The 22,578-nt window shown below is 65.1% G+C and carries 20 protein-coding genes; 5 read left to right on the forward strand and 15 right to left on the reverse strand.

What is annotated here, in order from left to right; translation table 11 throughout:
* Positions 1 to 2 precede the first annotated feature (2 nt).
* Genes nuoL through ndhC form a run of 7 tightly spaced genes read right to left on the reverse strand, consistent with a single transcriptional unit; the run spans position 3 to position 6,355 of the window.
* Positions 3 to 2,390: an NADH-quinone oxidoreductase subunit L gene (gene nuoL / locus NTV05_14430; protein MCX6545594.1), complete on the reverse strand. Its 2,388-nt coding sequence runs from the start codon at positions 2,388 to 2,390 to the stop codon at positions 3 to 5.
* A 5-nt stretch (positions 2,391 to 2,395) separates the two neighbouring features.
* The gene (gene nuoK, locus NTV05_14435) at positions 2,396 to 2,698 is read right to left on the reverse strand and encodes an NADH-quinone oxidoreductase subunit NuoK (protein ID MCX6545595.1); all 303 of its coding nucleotides are present in this window, start codon (positions 2,696 to 2,698) and stop codon (positions 2,396 to 2,398) included.
* 8 nt (positions 2,699 to 2,706) lie between these two features.
* Positions 2,707 to 3,207, reverse strand: coding sequence for an NADH-quinone oxidoreductase subunit J (locus tag NTV05_14440; protein ID MCX6545596.1), 501 nt, complete (start codon positions 3,205 to 3,207; stop codon positions 2,707 to 2,709).
* Positions 3,208 to 3,225: 18 nt separating this feature from the next.
* Positions 3,226 to 4,254 carry an NADH-quinone oxidoreductase subunit NuoH gene (gene nuoH / locus NTV05_14445; GenBank protein ID MCX6545597.1) on the reverse strand — a complete coding sequence of 343 codons (1,029 nt, stop codon included), beginning with the start codon at positions 4,252 to 4,254 and terminating at the stop codon, positions 3,226 to 3,228.
* 13 nt (positions 4,255 to 4,267) lie between these two features.
* Positions 4,268 to 5,368, reverse strand: coding sequence for an NADH-quinone oxidoreductase subunit D (locus tag NTV05_14450; protein MCX6545598.1), 1,101 nt, complete (start codon positions 5,366 to 5,368; stop codon positions 4,268 to 4,270).
* 35 nt (positions 5,369 to 5,403) lie between these two features.
* Positions 5,404 to 5,985, reverse strand: coding sequence for an NADH-quinone oxidoreductase subunit C (locus NTV05_14455; protein MCX6545599.1), 582 nt, complete (start codon positions 5,983 to 5,985; stop codon positions 5,404 to 5,406).
* 13 nt (positions 5,986 to 5,998) lie between these two features.
* Positions 5,999 to 6,355, reverse strand: a complete 357-nt coding sequence (ndhC, locus tag NTV05_14460; protein ID MCX6545600.1) for an NADH-quinone oxidoreductase subunit A — start codon at positions 6,353 to 6,355, stop codon at positions 5,999 to 6,001.
* Positions 6,356 to 6,542: 187 nt separating this feature from the next.
* Here ndhC and NTV05_14465 point away from each other — a divergent pair, with 187 nt between their 5' ends.
* From NTV05_14465 to NTV05_14480, 4 genes are read left to right on the forward strand one after another with little or no spacing between them, the layout of a single operon-like run.
* Entirely contained in the window at positions 6,543 to 7,460 is a 918-nt protein-coding gene (locus tag NTV05_14465; GenBank protein MCX6545601.1) for a hypothetical protein, read from the forward strand.
* Positions 7,460 to 8,407 (forward strand): VWA domain-containing protein, encoded by a 948-nt coding sequence (locus NTV05_14470; protein MCX6545602.1) that lies wholly within the window; start codon positions 7,460 to 7,462, stop codon positions 8,405 to 8,407. The genes NTV05_14465 and NTV05_14470 overlap by 1 nt, the downstream gene beginning before the upstream one ends.
* Positions 8,408 to 8,447: 40 nt before the next feature.
* On the forward strand, positions 8,448 to 9,989 hold the full coding sequence (gene cobA / locus NTV05_14475; GenBank protein MCX6545603.1) for a uroporphyrinogen-III C-methyltransferase: 1,542 nt from the start codon (positions 8,448 to 8,450) through the stop codon (positions 9,987 to 9,989).
* A gap of 14 nt (positions 9,990 to 10,003) precedes the next feature.
* Positions 10,004 to 11,878, forward strand: a complete 1,875-nt coding sequence (locus tag NTV05_14480; protein MCX6545604.1) for a glycosyltransferase family 39 protein — start codon at positions 10,004 to 10,006, stop codon at positions 11,876 to 11,878.
* Positions 11,879 to 11,902: 24 nt separating this feature from the next.
* Here NTV05_14480 and NTV05_14485 read toward each other — a convergent pair whose 3' ends face one another.
* The 3 genes from NTV05_14485 to NTV05_14495 all read right to left on the reverse strand — a co-directional run bounded on the left by NTV05_14485 (position 11,903) and on the right by NTV05_14495 (position 14,756).
* Complete coding sequence (locus NTV05_14485) at positions 11,903 to 13,231, reverse strand: hemophore-related protein (protein ID MCX6545605.1); 1,329 nt, start codon at positions 13,229 to 13,231, stop codon at positions 11,903 to 11,905.
* Between the two features lie 229 nt (positions 13,232 to 13,460).
* On the reverse strand, positions 13,461 to 13,913 hold the full coding sequence (locus NTV05_14490) for a hypothetical protein (GenBank protein MCX6545606.1): 453 nt from the start codon (positions 13,911 to 13,913) through the stop codon (positions 13,461 to 13,463).
* A 144-nt stretch (positions 13,914 to 14,057) separates the two neighbouring features.
* Complete coding sequence (locus tag NTV05_14495; GenBank protein ID MCX6545607.1) at positions 14,058 to 14,756, reverse strand: FHA domain-containing protein; 699 nt, start codon at positions 14,754 to 14,756, stop codon at positions 14,058 to 14,060.
* A gap of 375 nt (positions 14,757 to 15,131) precedes the next feature.
* On the opposite strand from NTV05_14495, the gene NTV05_14500 reads away from it, so the two are divergent.
* Positions 15,132 to 15,632 (forward strand): nucleotidyl transferase AbiEii/AbiGii toxin family protein, encoded by a 501-nt coding sequence (locus tag NTV05_14500; GenBank protein MCX6545608.1) that lies wholly within the window; start codon positions 15,132 to 15,134, stop codon positions 15,630 to 15,632.
* A 45-nt stretch (positions 15,633 to 15,677) separates the two neighbouring features.
* Here NTV05_14500 and NTV05_14505 read toward each other — a convergent pair whose 3' ends face one another.
* The 5 genes from NTV05_14505 to NTV05_14525 all read right to left on the reverse strand — a co-directional run bounded on the left by NTV05_14505 (position 15,678) and on the right by NTV05_14525 (position 22,578).
* Entirely contained in the window at positions 15,678 to 18,242 is a 2,565-nt protein-coding gene (locus NTV05_14505) for a triple tyrosine motif-containing protein (protein MCX6545609.1), read from the reverse strand.
* 225 nt (positions 18,243 to 18,467) lie between these two features.
* The gene (gene rseP, locus NTV05_14510; protein MCX6545610.1) at positions 18,468 to 19,796 is read right to left on the reverse strand and encodes an RIP metalloprotease RseP; all 1,329 of its coding nucleotides are present in this window, start codon (positions 19,794 to 19,796) and stop codon (positions 18,468 to 18,470) included.
* A 15-nt stretch (positions 19,797 to 19,811) separates the two neighbouring features.
* Entirely contained in the window at positions 19,812 to 21,005 is a 1,194-nt protein-coding gene (locus NTV05_14515; GenBank protein ID MCX6545611.1) for a 1-deoxy-D-xylulose-5-phosphate reductoisomerase, read from the reverse strand.
* A complete protein-coding gene (locus tag NTV05_14520) occupies positions 21,002 to 21,790 on the reverse strand; it encodes a phosphatidate cytidylyltransferase (GenBank protein MCX6545612.1) in 789 nt (262 codons plus the stop codon). The genes NTV05_14515 and NTV05_14520 overlap by 4 nt, the downstream gene beginning before the upstream one ends.
* Positions 21,787 to 22,578: an isoprenyl transferase gene (locus NTV05_14525; GenBank protein MCX6545613.1), complete on the reverse strand. Its 792-nt coding sequence runs from the start codon at positions 22,576 to 22,578 to the stop codon at positions 21,787 to 21,789. The genes NTV05_14520 and NTV05_14525 overlap by 4 nt, the downstream gene beginning before the upstream one ends.

Raw genomic sequence — 22,578 nt, forward strand, 5'->3', positions numbered from 1 at the left:
GCCTACCGCGACATCAGGTAGATGCTCACAAATGCAAACACGCCGAACAACATGACGAGCGCGTAGTTCTGAATCAGCCCGGTCTGGAGGCGGCGGAACACGAAGCTCCCCTCTTCCAGCACGGCCCCGACGAAGTTCACCAGACCATCGACGACGTACTGATCGATGACGTGCGAGAACCGCGACCACAACATGGTCATCCAGCCCGTGCCGTTGACGGCACCGTCGACCACCTGCGCGTCGAACACCCACAAGCCACGGGCCGACGCCATTGTGCCGGCAATCGCCGTGGCGGCGTAGAACTCGTCCACGTAGTACTTGTTGGAGAGCACGCGATGAGCGCCCGCCCACCGTTGGGCCAGCCGGTCGGCAATCTCGGGCGCCCGCACGTAGAAGCGATACGCGACCATGATGCCGATGACGCCCATCAGAACCGAGACCGCCATCAGGCCCATCTCGCCCCACCACGAGATGTGCGGCTCGCCTTCACCCTCGACTGCTGCAGCATGTGCAGCGGTAGCCGCTTCACCATGCGATTCGACCGTGGATGCAGGTGCGCCCTTCGATCCGCCTTCGCCCCCTTCGGGGGCCGCGGCGTGACTGGCCGTTCCGGCCAGCTCCGCGGTGGTTGCGGGCTTGCTCAGGGTTCTCGCTTCGTTCGTGGCGGATGCCGTCGCGTGTTCCGCCCCGACCGCCTGGGCCACGAAACTCGGCTCGAGGAAGTGCTCGATGTCGTTGTTGCCGTTGAGCGCCGCCGGCACGCCCACGAAGCCCGCGAGGAGCGCGCCCACCGCCAGGATCATGAGCGGAATGGTCATCGACTTCGGCGACTCGTGCGGCCCGTGCCATCCGCCTTCGCCGTGTCCACCAGTGCCGTGACCGGCTACGGCGTGACCGTGGGTTCCACCGCCGCCGTGGCTGTCGTCAGCGGCGTGGCCCGCCCCATGGCCGGCTGACGCCACCGGGCCGTGGCCCGTGGTGGTGCGTCCATGGCCGCCCGCTTCCTCGAACGCCGGGCCGCGGTACGTCCCGAAGAACGTCATCGACATCAGGCGATACATGTAGAACGCCGTCATCAGGGCCGTGACCACCGCGACGCCCCAGATGATTCTGTTGCTCTGGTACGCCCGGAACAGGATCTCGTCCTTGCTGAAGAACCCGGAGAGCGGCGGGATGCCCGCGATCGCCAGCGTGCCGATGAGCATCGTCACGTACGTCACCGGGAGGTACTTCTTCAGCCCGCCCATGTGCCGCATGTCCTGCTGGCCGGCCATTGCGTGGATGACCGATCCCGAACAGAGGAAGAGCAGCGCCTTGAAGAACGCGTGCGTCATCAGGTGGAACGCGCCGGCCGCGTACGCCCCGACGCCCATGGCCAGGAACATGAAGCCGAGCTGCGACACGGTCGAATACGCGAGCACCCGCTTGATGTCGTTCTGGACGAGGCCGATGGTCGCCGCCATGAACGCGGTGGCCACGCCGATAATCGCCACGATCTGCATCGTTTCCGGCGAATGCGAGAAGAGCACGGCGTTGCGGCCCACCATATACACGCCGGCCGTGACCATCGTCGCCGCGTGGATCAGGGCGGAGACCGGCGTCGGGCCTTCCATCGCGTCGGGCAACCAGACGTACAGCGGAATCTGGGCCGACTTGCCGGTGGCCCCGATAAACAGGAGCAGCGTGATGAGCGACAGCGTGCCAAACCCGGCGCTCTCGACGGGCATCGACCCGGCCGCATTCGCCACGGCGCGGAAATCCAGCGTGCCGAACACCGAGAAGATGAGGAATATCCCGAGGATGAAGCCCCAGTCTCCGATGCGGTTGACGATAAAGGCTTTCTTACCGGCGTCAGATGCGCTCTTCTTCTCGTAGTAATAGCCGATCAAGAGGTACGAACAGAGCCCCACGCCCTCCCACCCGACGAACATCACGACGAAGTTGTCGCCGAGCACGAGCATCAGCATGAAGAACACGAAGAGGTTGAGGTATGTGAAGAAGCGCGCGTAGGCGCCTCTCGACTCTCCGTGCATGTAGCCGACCGAATAGACGTGGATCAGGAACCCGATCCCGGTGACCACGAGGATCATCATCGCGGAGAGCGGGTCGAGCCGGAATCCCCAGGGAATGCTGAAGCTGCCGATCGTGCCGTCTCGCAGCTGCAGGGGCAGCGCGGAGATCCAGGTCAGCGGGCGCACGACGTACTCGCGCGCCTCGGGCCCGAGCGTGAGCAATTCGAAGAAGGCGTAGAACGACAGTGCCAGCGCGCCGGCCATCGTCGCACACGCCAGCAGGCCCGCCGCGCGCTTGCTGAAGTAGCGCACGCCGACGACGCCATTGACGAGGGCGCCAAACGCGGGCAACAGAGGAATCAGCCAGATCAGGTGCATACCACTCACCACCGCATCAGGTTCATCTCGTCGATGTTGATGGTTTCCTTGTTGCGGTAGAACGCGAGGATGATGCCCAGGCCCACCGCGGCCTCGGCCGCCGCCACGCAGATGACGAACACGGCGAAGACCTGCCCGGTCACGTCTCCAAGTTGCCGCGAGAATGCGATCAGGTTGATGTTCACCGCATTGAGCATCAACTCCATCGACATGAGAATGATGATGATGTTGCGGCGCGTCATCACGCCGACGACGCCGAGCATGAAGAGCGCCGCCGAGAGCACCAGGTAATGTGTCTGCGTAACCATCTGATCCTCTACTGCTGCCGCTTGGCCAGCACGATGGCGCCAATCATCGCCACCAGCAACAGCACCGACGCCACCTCGAACGGCACCAGGTAGTCGGTGTACAGGGCGCGGCCAACCTGCTCGATGTTCTTGGCGTCCAGCGTTCCCCCGAAGCCCGACGGCTTGAGCCATCCATAGGCGCCAATCGCCATGAGTTCCGCGAACACGGCCAGCGCCATCACCAGGCCCAGCCGGCCGAGCCGGCGCGGATCGACGTGCAGCTCGGGCGGGCGCTTCAGGTTCACCAGCATCACCACGAACAGGTACAGGACGACGATGCCGCCGGCGTAGACCATCACCTGGATGACGGCCAGGAACGGAGCCTCCAGCACCACGTACAGCGCCGCGACGCACAGGAAATCGGCCACCAGAAACAGCACGCTGTGCACGGTGCTCTTCGCCGTGATGACGAGCACGGCGAATCCGAGTATCAGCGCGGCGAAGATGTAGAACACAACGGCTTCGGCCATAGTTCTCCGCGAGGGGCGCTATCGGTTCAGCAGCACCTTCAAGAAGCCGGTCACCACCACGTTCAGGATGGCCAGCGGAATCAGCCACTTCCAGCCCAGTCGCATCAGCTGGTCGTACCGGTAGCGCGGGTACGTCGCGCGCACCCACAGGAAGACGTACAGGAAGAGGAACGTCTTCAAGCAGAACCAGATCCAGCCCGGCACGATCCCGAGCCACCACAGCCACGACACGTTCGGGAACGGCTGCAGCCAGCCGCCGAAAAACAGCGTCGTCGCCACCGCCGACACCACGATCATGTTCGCGTATTCGGCCAGGAAGAAGAACGCGAACCGCATCCCGGAATACTCGGTGTGGAAGCCGGCCACCAGTTCCTGCTCGGCTTCCGGCAGGTCGAACGGCGCGCGGTTGGTCTCGGCCAGCCCGCCGACACAGTAGATGAAGAACGCGACCGGCTGCATGAACGCGAACCACATCCCCGCCTTCGCCTGCGCGGCCACAATCCCCACCATACTCAGGGTGCCCGCCAGCATGATGACCGTGACCAGCGTCATCGTCACCGCGATCTCGTAGCTGATGAGCTGGGCGGACGCCCGCAGGCTGGCAATCAGCGGATACTTGCTGTTCGACGACCAGCCGCCGAGGATGATGCCGTAGATCCCGAGCGAGGCCACCGAGACGATGTAGAGCATGCCGACGTTCACGTCGGCGATGCGGCCAGAAATCGGCAGCCCGAACAGCTTCATCTCGTTCGACGCGAACGGGATGACGGCAAACGCGATGAGCGCCGGCACCAGCACCATGATCGGCGCCGCCGTGAACACCCACTTGTCGGCCATCACCGGCGTGATGTCTTCCTTGACGAACAGCTTCAGCACATCGGCCAGCGGCTGCAGGATGCCGTGCGGCCCTACGCGCATCGGGCCGAGCCGCACCTGCACCCACGCCTGCACCTTGCGCTCGAGTAGGACGATGTACATCACCGTCGCCAGCACCGCCGCCAGGACGATGACAATCTTGATGAGCGGGAAAACGACGGCTTCAGTCATGGGTCGTGATTACCTACCGATCCACCTCGCCAAGCACGATGTCGATGGTGCCAATAAGCGCCACGACATCGGCAATCAGGTGGCCCCTCACCAGCTGCCGGAGCGCCTGCAGATTGCAGAACGACGGCGGCCTGACCCGGAACCGGTACGGGCTGACCGACTTGCCGTCGCTCACGATGAAGTACCCGAGCTCGCCCTTCGGCGCTTCGATCGCGTGATAGGTCTCGCCCGCCGGGGGCTTGATCAGGCGCGGCACCTTGCCCATCACCGGCCCCTCGGGAAGCCCCTCGACCGCCTGGCGGATGATCCGCAACGACTGGCGGAACTCCTCGAGGCGGACCAGGTAGCGATCATACGTGTCGCCCTTGACCCCGATGGGAATGTCGAAATCCATCTCCGCGTAGGCGGCGTACGGCTCGTCCTTCCGGACGTCGCGCACCACACCCGACGCGCGCAGGGGCGGACCGCACATCCCGATGGCAATCGCGTCGGCCGCCGAAATGACGCCGACGTTGATGGTGCGCTCCATCCAGATCCGGTTGCTCGTCAGCAACTGCTCGTACTCGGGCAGCTTCTGCTCCTGGATCTCGCAGAACCGCAGCACCTTCTTGTCCCAGCCCTCCGGCACGTCGGCCGGCTGGCCGCCGATGCGCATGCAGTTGTACGTCAGCCGCGCGCCGCAGTACTCCTCGAACAGGTCGAGCACCAGTTCGCGTTCCCGCAATCCGTAGAGCAGCACGGTCAGCGCGCCGATGTCGGCGGCGTGCGTGCCCAGCCAGAGCAGATGGCTCGCGACGCGCTGAAGCTCGGAAAGGATCGTGCGGATGTACTTCGCCCGGCGCGGCACCTCGAGCGACATCAACTTCTCAACCGTCTCGACGTAGCCAAGGTTGTTGGTCGCCGCCGCGCAGTAATCCATCCGGTCCGTAATCAGGACAATCTGCGTCCAGTCCCGGTTCTCGCAGAGCTTCTCGACGCCGCGGTGCAGGTAGCCGATGACGGCGTCACAATCGACGACCTTCTCGCCGTCGAGCTTCAGCACAAGCCGCAGCACGCCATGCGTGCTGGGGTGCTGGGGCCCCATATTGATGACCAGTTCGTCGGTGTCGAACATCGGGCGGGCGGGTTCTCGCTGCATGGTCACGGTGCTCACTCGATGTCGGCCTCAACCGCCGTCTGCCTTGCCTTCAACCAGTCCTGCGGGTTCTCCATCAGGAGCTCACCAGGTCCCTCTAGCGGGTAGTCCTTGCGCTGCGGATGCCCCTGCCAGTCGAGCGGCATCAGAATCCGCCGGAGATCCGGATGCCCGGTAAACGGCACGCCGAACATGTCGTACACCTCGCGCTCCAGCCAGTTCGCGGCGGGCCACAGACCGGTCACCGACGGCACGGATTCGCCATCCGCCAGGTGCACCTTGACGCGCAGCCGATGCCGCAGCCCGATCGAGTAGAAGCTCAGGATCAGATCAAACCTCTTGCCGGGCCGGGCCGGCCAATCGCTCGCCGTCAGATCGGACAGGTAGTTGAACTCGCACTCGGGCGCATCGCGCAGGAAGGCCGCCACGTCCAGCAGCCGGTCGGCAGCCACGACGACCGACCAATCGCCGACCCAGAAACTCACCTGTTCGACCGCACCCGGCAGGCCGGCCTGTAGAGCCGCGATGAAGGGCGGCATCGCCATCTCGGCTGGCGGCGCCTGATCGGGCGGCATCTTTACAATTTCTTCGGACATTACCGCTCTCCGACTACGCCCATTCCAAGGCGCCCTCACGCCAGGCATAAACATACCCGACCACGAGGATGAACAGAAACACCATCATCTCGATGAATCCAAACCACAACAGCGAATCCATGATGACGGCATAGGGATAGAGGAACACCGTCTCCACGTCGAAGATCAGGAACAGCATGGCCACCATGAAGTACCGCACGCTGTAGCGGTCACGCGCGTCGGTCTTCGGCTCGATCCCGCACTCGTACGGATCGAGCTTGACCTTGCCCGCCCGGTGCGGCGCAACGAGTCGGGCCACCAGCAGGGTGCCCACCCCAAACGCAATCGCGACCAGGATGTAGATGAGAATCGGAATCCACGCGTTGACCATCGACGTATCACCCGGGAGGGACAACAGGAACGCCAGCCTCTCGCACCGGCGCGTTCAACACCACAGCCCACGGGTTATAACACGCGCCTCAAAGATCGGTCAAGAAGGCCAAGTGGCGTGCTGACAATCATTTCGAGCTTTCGCTATACTGATTAACGAGCCTGCCTCCAACAAGGATGAATGAGCCGTGAACCTGACGCTGCTGCGCGCGCCTCGTCGGCTGGTGTTTCCCGTTCTGACGCTTGCGTTGTTCACCGCACTTCTCCCCGGCCGTGCGGCCGCTCAGGCGCTCGAACGCGACATCTTCGTATCCGTACTTGATCGCTCAGATAAACCGGTGCCGAATCTCGGACCGCGCGATTTCGCCATCCGCGAGGATGGCCGCCTGCGCGAGGTCCTGAGAGTGCGCCGGGCGACCGAGCCGATTGATCTGGCGGTGCTGGTCGACACCAGCGCGGCCGCCGGAGCACAAATCAGCGATTTGCGTCTCGGGCTCGAGGCGTTCGTCAGAAGAATGCTCCCGCAGGCGCACATCGCGCTGGTTGAGTTCGGCGAGCGCCCCCATGTGCTGACCGATTACACGAGCAACGCCGCACTGCTGGCGCAGGGCGTCGGGCGGATCTTCTCGATTGCGGGGTCCGGCGCCTACGCACTCGACGCGATCGTTGACACGCTGAACGGGATGAAGAAACGAGAGGCCGAGCGATCGGCGATCCTCGTCGTCTGGCTGGGCGGCTATGAATTCAGCAACCTGGCGTACAGCCGCGTACTGGACTTGCTTGCCGAACAGGGCCCGGCGCTTCACGTGCTCACGGTCTCGGCTGGCGTTCCCCCCGACATGATGACGGTCGACGGGCAGAGCCGCGAACACGTGTTTGACGCCGGCACACGCACGAGCGGAGGCAGCCGGCGGAACGTGCAGTCGTCGATGGCCATCCAGGACGCGCTGGGTCGGGTCGCGACAGAACTGCTCTCGCAGTACCGCGTCACCTATGCGAGACCGCAGATGCTGATTCCACCCGAAACGATCGACGTGCGTGCGACCAGATCCGGTCTGACCGCACGCGGCACGCCGGTCCGGGTCAAGACGAGTCCACCCAGGTGATGTTCCGATCACGAACGGTCGCCCTGGCCCTGGTGCTGGCCGCGGCCGCATCGGTGGTTCTCGCCGGGCGGCCGACGCCGCAGGGCAACACGCCGTTACAAAGCGGGGCGTTCCGCAGCGGCGTCGACGTCGTCGCACTCAACGTGACCGTCACCGATGCCGCCGGACGATACGTCATGGATCTGTCCCGGGACAACTTCTTCGTCTACGAGGATGGCACCAGACAGGACGTCACCTTCTTCAGCCGCACCAGCCTGCCGCTCGCCATCTCCCTGCTGGTCGATACAAGCGCCAGCATGGAAGACAAGATGGCGACGGTCCGCGCGGCAGCCACCGGATTCGTCGCGCGCCTTCGGCCCGAAGATCGGACGCAGCTCATCGAGTTCGACAGCCGCGTCAATGTCCTGCTGCCGTTCACCAGCGCTCATCCGGATCTGAATCGCGCCATCGCGTCGCTCGAGACCGGCGGGTCGACCGCGCTCTACAACGCGGTCTACATCTCGCTCAAGGAACTCAAGAAGAACCAGGCGCGCAGTGCCGACGAACTCCGGCGCCAGGCCATCGTGCTGCTGACCGACGGCGAGGATACGTCGAGCCTGGTTCCGTTTGAGGAAGTCCTCGAGCAGACGAAGCGGTCCGAAACCGCGGTCTATGCCATCGGCCTGCGCGCGCAGGATTCGAATATCGGCAAGGAACACAGCGAGGCGGAGTACGTCCTCCGCCAGATCACCAGCCAGACTGGGGGCCGCGTGTTCTTTCCCGAGACGGTTGCGGACCTTCCCGGCATCTACAACCAGATCTGGCAGGAGCTCTCGAGCCAGTACCTGGTGGGCTACTCGTCGAAGAATCCTCGCCGGAACGGCGCGTGGCGCCAGGTGGTCGTCCGCGTCGAGCGCCCAGGCACGACGTCGAGGACCCGGCAAGGCTACTACGGGCCTTCGCTCTGATATGCTACGTTCGCCTGGCCGGCAGCCGGGCAGGTGTCCCATGCCCAACCGTCCAATGGTGTGTTTTATCGGGGCGGGCCCGGGCGATCCGGGCCTGATCACTGTGCGAGGCGCCGACAGCCTCGGGCAGGCTGACGTGGTTGTCTACGACCGGCTCGTTCACCCGTCTCTACTGCAGTATGCCAGGCCTGATGCCGAGCGGATCGACGTCGGGCGTGCGGCGCCACAGGGTACGGCCCGCGACGCGATTGCCTACCTCCTGCTCGAGAAGGTCCGCGAAGGCAAGCGGGTGGCACGCCTGAAGTGGGGTGATCCGTTTGTGTTCGACGATGGAGGCGAGGAAGCCCTGTTTCTCCACGAACATGGGGTGACGTTCGAGGTGGTGCCGGGTATTCCCGCGGCCGTCGGTGGCCCCGCCTACGCGGGCGTCGCGGTCACGTATCGAGGAGGCGGAGATACACTCACGCTGGTGCGCGGCAACGAGGACGCGGCAGAGGACACGCCGGACCTCGATTGGGCGAGCCTCGCCAGACTCGACGGCACCATCGTCTGCTACGCCGGCCCCCGACAGCTTCCGGCCATGCTCGCGGCGCTGCGGGCCAATGGACGGCCTGCCGAGGAGCCGGTGGCCCTGATCTACAACGCCACGCTGCCCACGCAGCGCACGATCGCCGGCACGCTGGCCTCGCTCGCCGACGCGGCCCTGCCCGCCGACACCCGGCCGGCCATCGTCGTCGTCGGACGCGTGGCCGCCCTGCGTGAGCACATGCGGTGGTTCGACGTGCGCCCGTTGTCGGGACGGCGGGTGGTGGTGACCCGGCCGCGCGAGCAGGCCCGCGAACTGGTCGACCTGCTCGAAGATCAGGGTGCCGATGTGATCGTGGCACCGACCGTCCGCATGGCGCCGCCGACAGATTATGCCGCGCTCGATGAGGCCTGTGGGAAGGTCGGCACGTTTGACTGGGTTGTGCTGCCGACACTGGCCGGGACCGACGTCTTCCTTCGACGGCTGCTGGCGGGGCCTGGTGACGTCCGCAGCCTCCATGGCGTGGGCATCTGCGCGATTGGCCAGACGTCGGTCGATCGGTTCGCGGCGCTTGGCGTTCGGGTCGATGCCCAGCCGTCTGAGTACCGGCCCGAGGGCATCGTCGAGGCGCTGTCCGACACGCGCCGGCTCGACGGCCGTCGAATCCTGATTCCGCGCGCCGAAGGCGTCCGCGACGTGCTGGCGGCCGAGCTCCGGAGAGCCGGCGCGGAAGTGACCGAGGTCGCCGCGTATCGGATTGTGAAGGTGCTGCCCGGCGATCCGGGCGAGCCCGATCTGTACAAGAAGCTGCTCGAGCAGCAGGTCGATATCCTCGTGTTCGGCAACCCGTCGACCGCCGGCGAATTCGTCGACAGTTACGGTGCCGAGGCGCTGGTTGATCTGCTGCCGACGACACTGGTCGCGTGCATCGGCCCTGTGACCGCGCAGGCGCTGCAGGCGCATGGGATCCACACGGACATCGTCGCCGACGCTCATACGAGCGCGGGGTTGGTCGCGGCCATTGTGCGTCATGTGCGCGCGATGAAATCGGCGTAGCCGGACGCGAGCCATTGCCCAGTCGCCATCGACCGCCCGGAATCTGGATCAGGCTGGCCGACGCGCTCACGCTTGCGCTTCTTGCGCTTGCAGGCTTCGCCTTTGTCACCGGCGGCGTACGCGGAAGCGTCTTCGGCGTCATGGTCTCGGTCACGGCCGCGTGGCGCCCGGCACTGTGGGCGGTCCTGATTGCTGCCCTTCGCCACGCCATCTTCCGTGATGACAATCTGTGGCGCCGGGTGAAACGCCGGCTCTGCCCTCTCGGCGACGTCTACATCGACCAACACGCCGCCACTCGCCTCACTGCTGCCGAGTTGCTGGGCGTGACTGCGCTGATGGCGGCGCTGACGCTCGTAATGACCTGCCCGCAAGTGCTCCGGATGGGTGCGGTCAGGGATCTCGGCGACCCGCTGTTCTCGATCTGGCGGCTGTCGTGGATTGCTCACCAGATCGTGAGTGATCCGCTGAACCTGTTCGACGGGAACCTGTACTACCCCAACCGATTGACGCTCGCCTATTCGGATTCGATGGTGCTCCCGGGCGTCATCACCGCCCCGTTCTTCTGGCTTGGTGTCCCGGCCGTGCCGCTCTATAACGCGGTGGTGCTGGCCTCGTTTGTCGCCGCCGGTGTTTCGATGTACGTGCTGGTTCGGTCGCTGACCGGGCAACCAACCGCGGCGCTGGTGTCGGGCGTCGTCTTCGCGTTCTATCCCTTCAGATTTCAGCACTACAACCACCTGGAACTGCTCTTGCCGTGCTGGATGCCGCTCGGATTGCTGGCGTTGCACCGGACGCTCGAGCGAGGCCGGCTGCGGGATGGACTGATGACGGGTGGCGCGGTCGCCGCTCAGTTGCTTTCGTGCATGTACTTCGGGGTGTTCTTTGCGGCGTACCTCGTGCCAGTCGGCGCCGCGCTGGCCATCGGTGGCCGTCGCGTGGGCCGGGCGGTGAAGCCTCTGGCTGCCGGAGCGCTGGTGGCCGCGGTGCTCGTCATTCCGATGGTGTCGCCCTATCTGCACGTCCGGCAACAACTGGGGGAACGCAACCTGGACCAGGTCGAGCACTACAGTTCGAGACCCGGGGATTATCTGGTGGCGAACGAGACGAACGCCACGTGGGGAGGTCTTCTCGGTCGTGGAGATCATGGACCCGAGGACTCGTTTCCCGGGGTGCTCGTCGTAATTCTGGCGCTGGTCGCCATTTGGCCTCCCCTCTCTGTTCCGCGGATCGCCTACGCCCTCGGCGTCCTCTTCGCATTCAATCTGTCGCTTGGGTCGAATGGGAAGGTCTTTCCGGCGCTCTATTGGGCGTTGGTCCCGTTCCGCGGCCTGAGAGCGCCGGGACGCATGTCGATGCTCGTCGGACTGTCGCTCGCCGTACTCAGTGGCTACGGCGTCGCGCGCCTGAACGCGTACCTGCGTCGGCCATGGATCCGGATCGTGTTCGCCGGAGCACTTTCGGCGATCGTGCTTCTCGAATCTCGCTCAATGCTCCCGTTGGAACAGGTCGCGCCGCCAAGTGCCGTGTACCAGTGGTTTGACGGCCGGCCGCCGGGGGTTGTGGCCGAACTTCCTGCGGAGCCTGGACTCGACGCCCAATACACGTATCTGTCGACGGTTCACTGGCAGCCGATTGTGAATGGATACAGCGGCGTGTCGTTGCCGTCGTTCGAGGAATTCAGGCCGCCGATGAGGACGTTCCCGGACGATTCCTCGGTTCGATTGCTCCAAAGCCGCCACGTCGATTACGTCGTGCTGCACGAGGAGTACTATGGCCGCCAGGCCTACCGCGCGGTCGTCGAGGCGCTCGACCGGCGATCGGATCTGCGAGAGCGCGCCCGCGCCGTCACCGACGGATACGAAGCCCGGATCTACCAGGTCGTCAGATAGTCGCCCCGTCCCCGTCGCCTCTCCCTACCGCTTCCGCCCCTTGAGCAGCACCGCCACCTCATCCGGCCTCGCGTTGTTGTAGTCCATCCGCACGCGGCCGTCAGGGGTCATCGTCACAACGGCGGGGATGGAGCTCGCGGTGAGATACCACCCGGCCGGCAGGACGACGGCATTGCGCGGGCGGCCCAGGCTCCGATCCCAGACGAACTGGTCGCCTTCCATGTAGTACCGACTCTGGTCTGCGTAGGTCTCGCTGATACGCAGGCGCACCGACTGGCCCTGTCGCACGGCCGGGAACCGGATCACCACGATCTCGGAATCAGGCTGGACCGGATCGCCGACATCGAGCTTGGCCGCAATGATCTCCCGGCCCGCGATCGTCTCGACCTTCAGTTCCTCGCCGGTATCGAGCAGCCGCGCCGCAGGGCTGGACGCCTTGCTGCCCGCGCGCACGACGTTGAAGTACGCCGCGACGCCGGGGCGCGACTCGGTGTAGTCGTGGTAGAGCGCGAACGCGTGCGTGTCGGGTTGCTGCAGGAAGTACACGATCTCGCGATCCTGATGGGCGCGCTCGTCCAGCCGCGAGGCCATCGAGGGCCCCGATGCCGCAATCGCCCGTGCCACGGGGGATGTGGCACGATCCGCCCGTGTTGTGGGATCCAGGGCGGACACCCTCGGCGACGCCGTCGTCTTCGGGAGCGGCCGCGCCCTCACGACAAGCGGGGCTTCTCCCGGAGATGCATTGAGGAAGCTGATATTGATGCGGCCGTCGCCCTCGGTCAACACCTGCGACGGCACGTTGCACGCCACCAGTTCGTATCCCGGCGGCAGCACGACCGCGTTCCGCTTGATCCCCAAGCCCCGGTTGAACACGATGAGGTCGCCCTCGCGGTAGTAGGACTTCGGATCCTTGTAGGTCTTGTCGATGCGCAGGCGGGTTTCGCCCTTCTCAGGCACCGGCCTGGCCAGCGTCACCTGGATGTAGTTGGCTTCCAGGTCCGCGTTGGCCTGGCCGGCCGCTCGCGCCTCGGCCCCGGTCACCACCTTGAACGGAAGCGGCTGCCCGGTCATCTGATCGAAGACCGCCTCGTCGCTGACCTCGCTGCCCTTGCGGATCACGTTGAAGAAGAAGCGGGCGCCGGGCCGGGTGGCAGTGACCTCGTAGACGATTTTGAACTGCGCCGTTTCGGGGGCCTGCAGTTCGTATCGGGTATAGTCGTCGCCCTCGTGACGTTCGACGATGGGCGAGGCGGGCGGCGCTGATTGGGCGTTCGCGGCCAACACGGCCGCCAGCAGAATGGCGCCAACGACGAACATCGACACGACGTGGCGGCGAGAAGCTGGGCTAAGCATACGGATCCTCCGGACTTGGAGGATATGGTGTATCACGTTTTCTCTCAATCGGCTCATGGTGCAGCGGCCGTGTGAGCGCGGCGTCGGCGAGACACGACCTCTCTCCTCTCACTGGCCTCTCACTGAGCCGCAACCGGCTTGTGCTGCCGCCAAGCAGCGATTTCGGCGGGAGACCTGGCGCCCGACCTCGAGGGCCGCACGCGTCTCGTAGTAACCACGACCCGCTGGCTCATAGCCGATTTGCACGTAGTGTGCGCGCGGCGTCGCGCACGTCGGGCGCGGCGGCGATTTCCACGGCGTGCTGGAGCTCATGGCCCAGCACGGCGAGGAGCTCGGACTGGACGCCAGGGATCGCGACTCTGATCCTGACGTGCCTGACAACGGGCGTCGCGGCGATGACGCGCGCATCTCCATTGAGGCCTTTCTTCGGCAACGTGTGCGCCTCGATCCCGACGATGAGGTCAGTGGACTGGAGGTCGGTCACCAAGCGCGCGATCGTCGGCGACACCGCCACGGCCGCTTCGAGCAGGCGCCGGGCCTCACCATCAAGGCAGCGGACGCGCGAGTTGGGCGAGAACACGAACGCTGCCGGAGCAGGTGCGTCCTGTGCGGCGACGGGATTCGTCACGGTTGCGAGCATCAGTAGGGCGGCAGCAAGAACGCCGATCGTGTGGGTGCGCATCGCTCGGACCTCCTTGGTCATGAGCGAAATGTGCGCCTTCCAGCACGAGCCTGAAATGGACGGAAAGTCCCCTGATCAGGGAACGTACGTCCCTATCTAAGTAGATGATTTTGAAGGAGTTACTCCGGGATGTCCCCGGCTGGACTATCCGGCGGGATCGGTAAGAGTCGCACTGTGTTCCGGCGGGTCGTGCACGACGATCACTGCGGCGCCAATGCGAATTTCATCGCCATGAAGCAGGCGCCTCAAGCCCTCGACGCGCTCACCGTTGACGAACGTTCCGTTGTGGCTGCCCAGATCTTCGAGCATCAGGCCGATGTCATCGACGAAGAGGCGGGCGTGACGCCGGGAGACCACTGACGAGTCGATCCAGATCGCGGAGTCCGGCTCGCGCCCGATGAAGTGTGTTCCCGACGAAAGCGGGATAGCCCGATCGTTCCACACCAGGCGAACGAGGCGCGCCGACGCGATACGCCCGCCGACCGACGGCGAGGTGCCGGCTGCCTCAACGCGTTCAACGGAAGCAATGAACCGGTACCCGCGCCGTTCGAGCGTCTCGACAAATCGCGGGCTCTCGGCCAAATCCCCAAGCGCACGACGGATCTTGCCGACCGCCTTGTTCAGGCCGTGGTCGAAGTCGACGAACACCGCGTCGGCCCACAACGCGGCGCGCAGTTCGTCGCGCGTCACGAGGTCGCCCGGGCGCGCCACGAGTATGGCCAGCACCTGGAACGGCTGATCCTGCAGCGCGATCCTGACGCCGCGCTTGCGCAGTTCACCTGTCTTGAGATCCAGCTCAAACAGACCGAAGCGGACGAGGCGCGGAAGTGATTCCGGAGTCATTGGTGTCGGATCCGGCCGCGGGTGCGCGACAGGCTCGACGACGGCGTCGATGCGACTGTACAGAAAACCGGCGGCCGATTCCAGCAGAGAGAACGGCTGCGGTCGCCATTGAGCGTCCCCGCCGGCGAGCGCGGGCCGCCGCCCTTTCGGGCGCAGACACCGAGGGCCGCTCCGCCCGTTTCTGTCCGTCCGCTCGCCTCCGCTCCGAGGTGATGACATAATGCCCTTGATGCGACAAGTGGGACATCGGTCTCCAAACGGAGACGCACTGGCCGACCAGCGAGCGCTCACCAGAACGGCCGCCGTCCTTCGCGCCACCACGGCGCTTGTCCCGCGCGGCGTGTATCGCTTCCGCAACTTCGACGAGGCTGATCGGTGGCTGATGGACACGATCCGGCGTACGCACGCGCACCTGAACCCGACGATCTCGTCCGGCTCTGCCGGGCGCTGAACGACGCCGGGGCCCGGTACGTACTGATCGGCGGATTCGCCGTGATCGCCCACGGCGCCGCCCGCTTTACCAAAGACATCGATCTCCTGGTCGACGACGCGCCGGAGAACGTGGCGCGCGTCAAACGGGGGATGGCCATCCTGGCCGACAATGCCGCCGCCGAGGTCGCCGACACTGACCTGCGCGAGTTCGTCGTGGTGCGCGTGGCCGACGAGTTCCTCGTTGATCTGATGGGCCGTGCCTGCGGCTTGTCTTACGCGGACGTCGTCGCCGACGCGGAGTCGCGCCAACTTGAAGGAGTGTCGGTTCTGGTCGCGAGCCCGGCCACACTCATCAGAACTAAACAGACCGCCCGCGCACAGGACGCTCTCGACCGGGCTTTTCTTGAAGGGGTGATTCGGGATCGGGACACGGGCATCGGGTGATGCGCCCGCCGAGGGCGTGTCGGTCGCCCGCGCGCCCCGAACGGCCTACTTCGGCGCCGCGTCGGACCTTCCGGTCGCATTCCCTCCCGGCGTGTGCTCGTCGGCGAGGTCGGCGTGCTCGGGATACAGCTTCCGGATGCAATCGGGGCAGATTCCATGACTGAACGCCGCCTCGGAGTGGTCCCGCACGTACTGCTCGATCTGATTCCAGTAACCGCCGTCGTCGCGGACCCGTTTGCACGACGCACAGATCGGCAGCAGCCCGCGGAGGGTCTTGATATGAGCCACCGCCTCGTCGACCTTGGCCTGCAGGACGCGCTGCCGCTTGCGGAGTTGCCCGGTGCGCAGCCGATAGAGACCGACGCAGGATGCGACCAGCGTCAGCGCAGCACAGCCGTAGAACAGGAAGGTCTGATAGAAATGCGGCTCGAGCACGAAGTCGAATGACGCCGGGGTCCCGCTCCAGACTCCGTCGTCGTTCGCCGCCTTCACCAGGAAGCGATGAGAGCCGTACGGGATGCTTGTGTAAGACGCAGAACGCTGCGCGCCCGCGTCGATCCATTTCCGGTCAAAGCCTTCGAGCCGATAGACGAACCGCATCCGTGCCGGCGCGACGAAACTCAACCCTGTAAAGCGGAACTCAAATCGCTGGCTCCCCGCCTGGATGTGGTCGCCCGGCTCGATCGGCCGCCCGTCCACAATCACGTCTTCGACGAGAACCGGGGGCGGCTTGGGGTTTCTCCGCAGATTGGCTGGATCAACCGACGCAAGGCCCTTGAGCGTCGCGAACCAGAGCCGCCCGTCATCGGTCCTCCACCCTCCGGGACTGCCGCCGTTGCATTCGCGGCTCTTCATTCCGTCGGCTTCCGTGTACGTCGTGGACGCAATTGATGTGGCCCGGCCGTCCGAAAACGCCTCGAGTGCCTGCTTGCTGACGCGGAAGATCCCGGTATTACAGCTGAGCCACAGGTTCCCCAGCTGATCGTCGACGATCTGGAATGACGTGTCGCTGAAGAACCCGTCGCGCGTGCCGTACGCGGTGATGCGCCCGTTCTTGAACCGGTTCAGACCGCCGCCGTACGTCGCTATCCAGAGCGTGCCGTCGTCGTCAAAGTGCAGCGACCTGGCAAAGTTGTTCGAGAGTCCTTGCGAGACGGTGTACGTGTGAAAGACGCCGTCCTTGAAGTGATTCAGTCCGCCGTAGCTGCCAATCCACAACGACCCGTCTTTGTCCTGCACCATGGCCCTCACCCGGTTTTCTGCCAAACCGTCACGGGTGGTGTAGGTGACGAGACGATCACCGTCGATGTAACTCAGACCGCCCCCGTTGGTTCCGACCCAGATCCGGCCATCTCGATCCTCGAACACGACACGGACGGAGAAACCGGGAAGGCCTCGTGATTGGTCATAGACCTCAAACACGCCCTGCCTGTACCGGTAGAGCTGTCGTTCCGTGCCAATCCACAGATTTCCCTGCCTGTCCTCGAGGAGCGCCCGGACGATCGTGCCGGCCAGATGCCCGCGGGTATCCAGAGGCGTGAATCGGCCGTCCTTGAAGTGGTATACGCGGCCGTTGCCGGATCCCGCCCAAAGACCGCCGTCCCGGCTTCCCGTGACGGCGTACACGTCATCGGACGGCCCGAGTTGTGGCCCGTACGTTGTGAAGCTCGCATCCCGCCAGCGGTCGAGGCCGCCGCCGTTGGTGCCTATCCAGTAGCTGCCCTCGCGATCCTGCATGATGGCGGTCACGTCGTCATTGGCCAGGCCGTCGCGCGAGGTGAGCGTGCTGACGGCACCTTTTTCGAGTCGAGCCAGTCCTCCGCGGGTACCCACCCAGACGACCGCCGCGTCGTCGACATGGAGCGTCCGAACGACATCGTTGGGCAGCCCCCCGCGCCGAACCGTGTAGGTGGCCGCTTTACCCTCACGCCATCTGGTCAAGCCCTGGGTGGTTCCGATCCAGATATTGCCCTGGCGATCGCCGGCCAGGGCCGTGACCGAATCGCCGGCCACGCCGTTGCGACTGGTATAGGTCACGAATTTCCCGTTGTCGAACCGGCTGACGCCGACGGCGGTTCCCACCCACACGACGCCGCGCACGTCGGCGATGACGGAGGTGGTGGAGCGGCTGCCCAGGCCGTCAGCGGTTGTAAACGTCGTGAAACCACTTTTCGCGGACCAGCGGCTGACGCCCCCGCCTTCTGTCGCAATCCAGATCGCTCCGTCGAAGTCTTCAGCCAGATCCATCACCGAGTCGCTCGACAAGCCGTCTGTCGTCCTGAAGAGCCTGAACTGTCCGTCCTTCATGCTGATCAATCCGCCGCCATATGTGCCAAGCCAGAGTGTCCCGTCCCGGGCCTCGAGGAGCGCCTCCACGTGGTTGCTGCGGAACTGTGGCGTGTTCCGGCTGCCGTACACGGTAAAGCGGACCCCGTCAAAGCGGACGAGGCCTTCCTGGGTCCCGATCCACAGGTAGCCGTCGCGTGTCTGCACCACGGCCTGGATGGAGTTCTGGGGCAATCCGTCGGCCGCCTGCCAGTTCTCGTGACTGAACTGACTGATCAGATGGGTTGGAGTCTGCGCGGAAAGATTGGTGACACAGCCCAGCAACAACAATCCAACGCAGCACGACAGGCACAAGCTCCCGACTGCGGCACTGTGGCGTTCGGCACACCTTGCCCGGCGATTCGTCGATTTCATCAGCGCCTTTGGAGCATCACCGCGGCAAGCATCAGTCCTCACGCCAATAGAAGAGATTACTCTCCACGAAGGCGGATTGCCAGATCGATCGAGACATGCCTGTGTGATTCCAGATCGCGGGCGACGCCGGTGTTTCTAGTGCCCGCCCGGGATGAAGCGCTCAAACCAGGAGAAGCGCGCAAGGTCGTTGTAGACCACCGTTACCATCAGCAGCATCAGCGCCACGAAACCGGCCATCATCATCCGTTCTTTGACCTTCAGGCTGAAGTTGCGGCGGGCCACCGATTCGATCGCCATGATGAAGATGTGGCCGCCGTCGAGGATCGGAATCGGCAGCAGGTTCAGCAGGCCGAGGTTCAGGCTGAGCGAGGCCATGAACGAGAAGAGCGCCAGCCAGCCGAGCGCCGCGTAGTCGCCTGACAACTGCGCAATGGCGACGGGCCCCATCAGCTGGGAGGGAGACGTCTCGCGCGTGAACAGGCCGCCGAGCGTGCGCGCAATCAGGCCGCTGAACTGGATATTGCGATCGATGCTCATCCGGAGCGCGCCGAGGATCCCGGGCTGCACGAGCTTGACCGCGTCCAGAATGTTGACGCCAATCACGCCAATGGTTCCCTGGCGCCGCGGTGTCACGGTGATGTCGAGCGGGGCACTGGCCCGCATGACGCGAAGCGTCATCGGCACATCCGGGAACTTGCGAATCGCCGTCGACAACTGGCCCGAAAACACGATCGTCTCGCCGTTGGCGGTCAGGACGATGTCGCCGATCCTGACGCCGGCCTTTTCTGCCGGCCCGCCGCTCTCGAGAGTCACGATGCTTGGATGGACATCCGGCAACACGCCGATGTCGCCCACCTGCATCCTGGTCTGCCCGACCGGCGTCACCGTGATGACCGTGTCGCGTCCTTCGCGCAGCAGCGTAATCGGCACCTCGCGATTCGCGCGACCGCCAATCGACAGGTAGAAGTCCTCCCACGTGGCCACCGGCTGGGTCCCGACCTTGATGATTCGATCGCCCGGTTTGATCCCGCTCTGTTCCGCCGGCGACTTCGGGGTGACAGCGCCGACGACGACCGGCGCGTCCTGGAACGCGGGCACCTGTGCGCCCTGCGCGTTCACCACCCACATCAACGCCACCGCCAGCACGATGTTCATCAACGGGCCGGCAACCAGAATGCGGAACCGGTCCCACCGGCTGCGTCCGAGGAATTCGCCCGGGCCGCCCGAGAGCGGCTCCTCCGGGTTCTCGCCCGCCATCTTGACGTAGCCGCCCAGTGGGAAGGCGCTGATGCAGTACTCAATGTCGTTGCGCCGGAACTTCAGCAGTTTCGGGCCAAATCCGATCGAGAACGTGATTACCTTGACGCCAAGCCAGCGTGCAACCAGGAAGTGTCCAAATTCGTGCACGAATACGAGGACGCCGAGCACAAACACGAAGGCAACAAGCGAGTTCAGTGAATTCATGACCAAGAGGAACCCTCACCCTTGATTGTAACCCCGGACCAGTTCCTGGGCGAACTCTCGAGCCCAGGTGTCGGCGTCGCGGACTTCGGCGAGGGTGGCGGCGGTCCGACCGGCATGATCGTCAATCGCGCGCTCGATCACTTCGGCAATCTCCACAAAACGGAGGCGGCCGGCCAGGAATGCGGCCACGGCCACCTCGTTGGCGGCATTGAGCACAACCGGCAGGCTTCCCCCGGCTCGAAGAGCGCGGTAGGCCAGGCCGAGGCACGGAAAGCGCGCGTGATCGGGCGGCAGGAAGTCGAGAGGGCCGCACCTCACGAGGTCGAGCGATGGCAGCGGACTGCTCCAGCGCGCCGGATACGAGAACGCATACTGGATCGGCAGGCGCATGTCTGTAACGCCCAGTTGCGCGATGATCGAGCCATCGCACAATTCCACCATGGAATGCACGACGGACTGCGGATGCACGAGGACGTCGATCTGGTCGGGGCCCGCCCCGAACAGCCAGTGCGCCTCGATCACCTCGAGCCCCTTGTTCATCAGCGTCGCCGAGTCGATCGTGATCTTGCGCCCCATGCGCCAGGTCGGGTGGCGCAGGGCGTCTTCGGGGCCGACCTTCTTCAGTTCTGCCGCGGAATGCCCGCGGAACGGGCCGCCAGATGCCGTCAGAATCAACCGCCTGATCTCCGCCTGATCGCGACCGTGGAGGCACTGATGAATGGCGTTGTGCTCGCTGTCGACAGGCAGAATGGCGACGCCGCGGCGCCTGGCCGCCTCGGTGACAATCCCGCCGGCCATCACGAGCACTTCCTTGTTGGCCAGCGCGATGGTCTTGCCGGCCTCGATCGCCGCGAGTACGGCTTCGAGGGCGGCGGTGCCGGACGAGGCGCACAGCAGCACGTCGACGTCCGGGTGTGTGGCCACTGCGAGCAGGCCTTCGGCCCCGGCGGCGCAGACGACGGGGCGCAAAGTCCCGAAGCGATGCATGGCCGCCTCGAGCGCGTGGGCGGTGGCCATCGCCAGCACGCGCGGTCGGTGATGTTCGACCTGGGCGGCCAGCAGCGTCGAGTTGCTTCCGGCGGCCAGCCCCACAATCTCGAGGCGGTCCGGGTGCGCCTCGACAACCGATAACGCGCTGCGGCCGATCGATCCGGTCGATCCGAGGATGGCCACGCGGATCTTCGGGGCGTGCGATCGGACGCGGCTCACGTCAGCAGCCTCAGAAACAGGTAGAACCCCGGTCCGACGAGCAGCAGCGCGTCGATGCGGTCGAGCACGCCGCCGTGGCCGGGAATCAGTCCGGAACTGTCCTTCACGTGCGCGCTGCGCTTCAGCAGCGACTCAAACAGATCGCCGGCAAGCCCAAGCGCCACCATGACGGCTCCGGCGCCGGCAAGCCACCAGATCGGGAGCGCAGGAAGCCAGATTCGGCCAAGGACGATCATGACCGCCACGCCGGCGACAAACCCGCCTGCGGCGCCTTCGATCGTCTTCTTGGGGCTGATCGTCGGGGAGAGCTTGTGCCTGCCGAACAGCCGCCCGGCGTAGTATTGCGCGCTGTCTGACACCCACACGACGATCAACACGAGCATGAGGGCCTCGCGGCCGAACATGCCGCGGATAGCCACCAGACAGCCGAGCGGCAGGCCCAGATAGACGACCGAGAACAGCGCCGCCGCGGCCGAGGCCGGCACGTGCGACGCCGGTTGATACGCGCCGAGCACGGCCGCCGAGATTGCGATCAGGATGGCGACCAGGACGAGATCGGCAGGCGTCGGCCCAGGCCAGGCGAACGCCGCCGCCGTGACCATGGCAGCGGCGCAGGCCGGGACGCGCGGGATGAGCACGCCCGTCTTCTCGTACAGGTCCGCGTATTCGACAAAGGCGGCCACAAGCACGGCCTCGACGAGCAGCAGGACCACCCACTGCGGCGCAAACAGGACGCACGAGACGACAAGGGGGATTAGAACGACGGCGCTGAGGATGCGAGTCACCGGGCCACGCGAGCATGAGCCGGTGGCGCGATGCCGCCGTAGCGCCGATCGCGTTTCTGGAAGTCGGCGACGGCCTCCAGCAGGTCGCGGCGGCGGAAATCCGGCCACAACACGTCGGTGACGTAAATCTCCGCGTAGGCAATCTGCCACAAGAGGAAGTTGCTGACACGCATCTCGCCGCTGGTCCGGATCAGCAGATCGGGGTCTGGCTGGCCGGCCGTGTAGAGAAACTCACCGAAGCGACGCTCGTCGAGGTCCTCGATCCGGACCCCGGTCTCAACGATGCGGCGGGCGGCATCCACGATTTCGGCGCGCCCGCCGTAGTTCAGGGCGATGTTGAAGAACATCCCGGTTGATGACGCCGTGGAGTCAACCGCCCTGACCAGTTCCTTCTGCACGTCGGAGGGCAGGCCTTCGAACCTGCCGATCACCCGGAACCGGATGTTGTTGCCGATGAGCGTGTTCAACTCGAGGCGCAGGTAGCGCTTGAGCAACGTCATCAGCGTCTTGACTTCAACTTGAGGGCGCTTCCAGTTCTCAACCGAAAACGCGTAGAGCGTCAGCACCTGGATCCCGAGCCGCGCGCAGGTTTCGACCGTGTCGCGCACGGCCTCAATGCCGGCATGATGGCCCTTGACGCGCGGCAGATGGCGCTGTGCCGCCCACCGGCCATTGCCGTCCATGATGACGGCGATGTGAGCCGGAAGCCGATCAAAGTCGATGGCCCGCGCCAGCGCCTCGTCAGACGAGCCAGCCTTCACCCAGGCCAGGAGTTCTTCACGCGACAT

This window comes from Acidobacteriota bacterium, assembly GCA_026393755.1.
In the GTDB taxonomy this organism is placed as follows: domain Bacteria; phylum Acidobacteriota; class Vicinamibacteria; order Vicinamibacterales; family JAKQTR01; genus JBAXOX01.

Coding starts and splice junctions, on each gene's coding strand:
- nuoL (MCX6545594.1), bottom strand. CDS start 2,390: ATGCACCTGATCTGGCTGATTCCTCTGTTGCCCGCGTTTGGCGCCCTC.
- nuoK (MCX6545595.1), bottom strand. CDS start 2,698: ATGGTTACGCAGACACATTACCTGGTGCTCTCGGCGGCGCTCTTCATG.
- NTV05_14440 (MCX6545596.1), bottom strand. CDS start 3,207: ATGGCCGAAGCCGTTGTGTTCTACATCTTCGCCGCGCTGATACTCGGA.
- nuoH (MCX6545597.1), bottom strand. CDS start 4,254: ATGACTGAAGCCGTCGTTTTCCCGCTCATCAAGATTGTCATCGTCCTG.
- NTV05_14450 (MCX6545598.1), bottom strand. CDS start 5,368: ATGTTCGACACCGACGAACTGGTCATCAATATGGGGCCCCAGCACCCC.
- NTV05_14455 (MCX6545599.1), bottom strand. CDS start 5,985: ATGTCCGAAGAAATTGTAAAGATGCCGCCCGATCAGGCGCCGCCAGCC.
- ndhC (MCX6545600.1), bottom strand. CDS start 6,355: ATGGTCAACGCGTGGATTCCGATTCTCATCTACATCCTGGTCGCGATT.
- NTV05_14470 (MCX6545602.1), top strand. CDS start 7,460: ATGTTCCGATCACGAACGGTCGCCCTGGCCCTGGTGCTGGCCGCGGCC.
- cobA (MCX6545603.1), top strand. CDS start 8,448: ATGCCCAACCGTCCAATGGTGTGTTTTATCGGGGCGGGCCCGGGCGAT.
- NTV05_14485 (MCX6545605.1), bottom strand. CDS start 13,231: ATGCTTAGCCCAGCTTCTCGCCGCCACGTCGTGTCGATGTTCGTCGTT.
- NTV05_14490 (MCX6545606.1), bottom strand. CDS start 13,913: ATGCGCACCCACACGATCGGCGTTCTTGCTGCCGCCCTACTGATGCTC.
- NTV05_14495 (MCX6545607.1), bottom strand. CDS start 14,756: ATGACTCCGGAATCACTTCCGCGCCTCGTCCGCTTCGGTCTGTTTGAG.
- rseP (MCX6545610.1), bottom strand. CDS start 19,796: ATGAATTCACTGAACTCGCTTGTTGCCTTCGTGTTTGTGCTCGGCGTC.
- NTV05_14525 (MCX6545613.1), bottom strand. CDS start 22,578: ATGTCGCGTGAAGAACTCCTGGCCTGGGTGAAGGCTGGCTCGTCTGAC.